Annotated in this window: 6 protein-coding genes; all 6 read left to right on the forward strand. The window is 44.8% G+C overall.

Features of this window, described 5'->3' with window-relative positions; all coding sequences use genetic code 11:
* Positions 1–1,705: heavy metal translocating P-type ATPase (locus tag B2X72_RS03315; RefSeq protein WP_286848260.1), on the forward strand; the 1,705-nt coding region annotated here is incomplete at its 5' end.
* A 171-nt stretch (positions 1,706–1,876) separates the two neighbouring features.
* Positions 1,877–2,551 carry a DUF1345 domain-containing protein gene (locus tag B2X72_RS03320; RefSeq protein WP_070569824.1) on the forward strand — a complete coding sequence of 225 codons (675 nt, stop codon included), beginning with the start codon at positions 1,877–1,879 and terminating at the stop codon, positions 2,549–2,551.
* Positions 2,552–2,798: 247 nt separating this feature from the next.
* On the forward strand, positions 2,799–3,032 hold the full coding sequence (locus tag B2X72_RS03325; RefSeq protein WP_070569826.1) for a hypothetical protein: 234 nt from the start codon (positions 2,799–2,801) through the stop codon (positions 3,030–3,032).
* A 32-nt stretch (positions 3,033–3,064) separates the two neighbouring features.
* Positions 3,065–3,676, forward strand: a complete 612-nt coding sequence (locus B2X72_RS03330) for a hypothetical protein (RefSeq protein ID WP_070569984.1) — start codon at positions 3,065–3,067, stop codon at positions 3,674–3,676.
* Between the two features lie 36 nt (positions 3,677–3,712).
* A complete protein-coding gene (locus tag B2X72_RS03335; RefSeq protein ID WP_070569828.1) occupies positions 3,713–4,348 on the forward strand; it encodes a phosphatase PAP2 family protein in 636 nt (211 codons plus the stop codon).
* 39 nt (positions 4,349–4,387) lie between these two features.
* Positions 4,388–4,576 (forward strand): hypothetical protein, encoded by a 189-nt coding sequence (locus B2X72_RS03340; protein WP_139145089.1) that lies wholly within the window; start codon positions 4,388–4,390, stop codon positions 4,574–4,576.
* Positions 4,577–4,823: the final 247 nt, after the last annotated feature.

Genomic DNA, 4,823 nt, shown 5'->3' on the forward strand with positions numbered 1-4,823 from the left:
AGAGGGGGCGCTACTTCTTGCACTGTTCAGTCTTGGGCACGCCCTTGAACATTATGCAATGGGGAGGGCCAGAAAGTCCATAGAAGCCTTGACTGACCTTGCCCCACCGGTTGCACTTGTTGTTAGAGAAGGAAAAGAATCAATCATCCCAATCGAGGACCTGGTTTTAGGTGATATCATCATCATCAAACCAAATTCGAAAATCCCGGCTGATGGTGTTGTAATAAAAGGTGAGGGCGCCGTAAATCAGGCACCCATAACCGGTGAAAGTGTTCCAGTGGACAAATCGCCAATCGATGACCCACAAAAGGATTATTCCCAAGAAAAGACTATCAAATCAGAACACCGTGTGTTTGCCGGTACGATCAATGGTGCCTCAGTTCTGGAAGTGAAAGTTATACGGGAGGCCAGCGATTCAACTATTTCCCGTCTGGTTAAACTGGTTAATGAAGCAGAAAAGCAGAAGTCTCCGACTCAATTGTTTACAGACAGGTTTGAAAAATATTTCGTACCCTCTGTCCTGATCTTGGTGGCCCTGCTGTGTTTTGCCTTTTTGGTCATAGATGAACCTTTTTCAAAAAGCTTCTATCGGGCGATGTCCGTACTTGTTGCGGCTAGTCCATGCGCTCTTGCGATCTCAACTCCCAGTGCAGTGCTGAGCGGCGTAGCTAGGGCAGCTCGAGGCGGAGTGCTGGTTAAGGGTGGGAAACCGTTGGAGGACCTGGGTACGCTCAATGCTATAGCTTTTGACAAGACCGGTACACTAACTGAAGGGAAACCCAAGCTGACCAATATAATTCCGCTTAACGGCATCGATGAATTTGAATTGATGGGTATTGTAGGTGCAGTAGAAAAGCGGAGCGACCATCCACTTGCACAGGCCATTGTGAAAGGAATTCTGGAAAAAGTTAAAGACAAGGATTTTCCGGAGGCTAAAAGTGTAAAGAGCATTACTGGCCGGGGAGTTGAAGCTGAGGTTGCCGGCCAGAAAATTCAGATCGGTAACAAGGCGCTATTCGGTGATAAGGCAATTAACCAAAAGCTTCTTCAGCAAGTCGAAAAGCTCGAAAAAGAAGGGCACACCTCAATGCTTGTAAGACGTGGTGATGAATTTATCGGTCTATTGTCACTTATGGATGTTCCTAGAGCGGAGGCTGCGCATGTGCTTGAAGAACTATTTGCGCTTGGTATCCAGAAAATGATCATGCTTACTGGAGACAACCAACAAGTCGCCGAAGCAGTAGCCAAACAGATAGGCGTGACCGATGTGTGGGGTAATCTAATGCCTGAGGACAAAGTACAGTCTGTACAGAAACTTGCAAAGTCAGAGAAAATGGTTGCTATGGTCGGTGATGGTGTGAACGATGCACCGGCAATGGCTAAGAGTACCGTTGGAATAGCAATGGGTGCTGCTGGCTCGGATGTGGCTCTTGAAACGGCGGATATTGCGCTGATGGGTGACAAACTAGAGAGCCTTCCATTTGCCATCGGTCTAAGCAGGAAATCCAGGGGTATTATCAAGCAAAACCTGTGGATATCACTGGGAGTTGTCGCTGTGCTAATACCGCTTACCATAGCAGGTATCGCCTCAATAGGCCCAGCGGTCATGGCCCATGAAGGGTCAACACTGCTTGTGGTGTTTAATGCACTCAGGCTCCTGGCCTACAACAATAACCAGCCCGATATAGGAAAGGAAAAAAAGTAAAAGGTAATTATGGCTTAACTGACTTGTGTTTCCATCGCACATTGCTGTAAGAGGTGCTTCGAGTATCTCATTAAAAAGCCGCGCTAGAGCGTGGTAGAGATTCTTTTTGCCATAATTATCTATTGATATTTTTTAACTAATTGATTATTAATATTTTAATCCTATTGGTAAATGAAAATAGCCCAAATGGACTCCCATATAAAACTGTATATATCGATGGGGATGGCAGCTGTAACCTTCGGAATATCCTCACTTATAGCCAAAGATATTTCATTACGCTTGATGGCCTCATGGCTTGCATATTCTGGCACCAGTCTTTTTCTTGCCTGGACAACAATACTTTCCTCCCATCCCAAACAAGTTAGGGTAGAAGCGCATGTCCAGGACTCCAACAGAACGCTGGTGTTCCTCTTTATGATGGCGGCATGTTTTGCGAGCCTCTTCGCCATAGTGATCTTATTGCGGAAAAATGCCGGTAAGCCTGATACTGACGGTCTTCTAGATATAACGATTCCACTTTTCTGCGTTGCCGCCGCATGGTGGCTTGTCCACACCGTTTTTACATTGCGATATGCTCATTTTTATTATTGTAATGTAGATCATGAAACAAATACTAAGATTACTGCGCCTGGCGGACTTTCCTTCCCGGGAAAAGCGCAGCCTGGGTATATGGATTTTGTGTATTTCTCCTTTGTTGTAGGTATGACCTTCCAAGTATCGGATGTTGCAATTACCTCTCCTCGAATACGTCAACTGGCCTGGATGCACGGTGTACTCTCTTTTGCTTTTAATACAATTATCGTTGCCCTTACCATTAATATACTTTCGGGCATGGTGAAAAGCTAGGATTATGAAAAATAAAGAAATTGAAAAACCATTCTGGAGATGGATCAGCTCAATAGAAGGTTTTCCAGAAGGCAGTGAAAATTGTGCTTTCCATGACGTCCCGGAACAGAAAATGAGGAGCTAGCTCCGTGTGCGATCATCTAAGTTGAAGAATAATTTCCTAGGCTTAATGGCTAAAACATTGGAGAGTTGGTCGAGACGCATAAGTTAGGATGCTACTAACGGCTGGCAAAAACATAAGATAGACATGGAAAAGAAGAAAGATCCACAAAGGAAAGCTCCACCTATTAAGGGGCGTCGAGTGAGGGTAGTGAAAAAAAAGAAGAAGAGTAAGGAACGCAAACTGCCACTTGGCATTATAATTATCTTCTGGTTCCTATCCATTTTACTTGTGTTGGCTATGTTTCTGAAAGTTAAGCATTTCCTGGATTTTCACTGGAATAGCCCGGAAATCGATATAGAAAAAGAGCAACTTAAATAACCGCGGTAGCGGTAAAAAATATGGTACATAAAATGAAATACGGACATAACTATGAAATTTTGAGGGGGCAAGTCCGCGAATATGTTGAAATGCTTTTTTCCATGTTCTGGACACCAAAGCTAGTCTATCATAACCTTGGACATACTCAAAGGGTAGTTGTTCGCGCCCTTGAGATCTCGGGTGATTTTAACCTGACCGGAGAAGAACTGTTTATACTGGAGACCGCGGCATGGTTCCATGATACTGGCCAACTGATCGCTGATCCGCAAGGACATGAAGAGCGGAGCGCCGATTTTATGGAAGTCTTTTTCAGGGGCAAAGGGCTTCCCACTGAGATAACCGACAAAATTGAGGAATGCATCTTGGCAACCACAATGCCACAGCAACCGACCGGACAGCTCGAGATGATACTTTGCGATGCAGACACCTACAACTTGGGTACCGAAGAATTTCAGCTGACCGACGCGCTGATCAAACGAGAACTTATGGCCCGTGGATCTATGCCGGTGGGTAATTGGGACATGAATACCCTTGCGCTGCTGCTTAATCACCGCTTTTTTACCCCGTACTGTAAGGAGCTACTTAATTATGGTAAGACCACTAATATACGTATGATCAGGGAGCGTATCCGCGCAGGCAATTGACAGAGATTAAGGACCGGTTTGGGCCACACAAAAGATATGAAAACTAAAAAAACATTTTTTTTAAGCTTTTTTATTATTGCTGCTTTTCACGGCAGCATACTAGGGCAAACTGTTGACAAGGATAGTATCCCGAAAGAAACCAGTCCTGGCACTGGCTCCTTTAACATCAGAATGTCAACCTTGGGCATTGTCGCTTCTTTGACATCAATCAGTTACGGATCTCTAAAGCAGGGAAATCACCAACTGAGAGATATAGATCTTGCTGTCAGGCAGGAGTTTGCATTGGAACATCCTCATCCTAAGTTTAGGGCTGATGATTATCTCCAGTTTGCCCCTGCAGGGACAGTTCTGCTATTGGGCGCCACAGGGGTAAAGGGACAGAACAGTTTGCAGGACCAGGCTGGTCTTTATATCCTTTCCAACTTGTTTTTAAATGCCACCTGTCAGTCTATAAAACGAATTGCCAAAGTCACAAGGCCAAATGGAACAAGCAACGCATTTCCATCCGGACACACGGCAGAAGCATTCGCATCGGCAGAGTTTTTGAGTATAGAATACCGAAGACAGTCGATAGCTTTTCCAGTTGCAGGTTATATTTCTGCGTTTGCCGTTGGATATCTCCGAATGTATAACAACAAGCATTCCAGGCCGATGCATCCAGAAACACAGTAAAGAAGTACCTGTCCTCTTCCAAGGATTCTGGCTTTACCTATGATGAGGTCAATACCTTCAATGACAAAGAGTTGGGGGCTTTTTGGTAAATGCAAGGAGCAGGCCTACTCTGATCGTATGCAATCCATGCTACGTTGTTTTCCCAATGTAGATAGAGAACGTAAGCGTACCGGTGTGAGCCGGCATATGTTATGGCTAGAATATCTCAAAGAATTTCCTGATGGTTAGCAATACAGTCAGTTCTGTTTTTACTTCAACCAATGGAAGGCCAGGGTAAACCCTCTAATGCATATGGATCACAAAGCTGGCCAGAAGCTTTTTATGTGGATTTTGCCGGGGAAGTTATTCATCACCGATAGGGATACTGGTGAGATCCTGGCTGAAGGGTCTTCATAGCGATCCTTGACGCTAGCTAGCTTACATATGTAGAAGCGGTAATGAGCCAACAGAAAGAAGACTTTATTTCTGCCTGCGA

It is taken from the genome of Sphingobacterium sp. UBA7253, assembly GCF_002472745.1.
Lineage (GTDB): Bacteria > Bacteroidota > Bacteroidia > Sphingobacteriales > Sphingobacteriaceae > Sphingobacterium > Sphingobacterium siyangense.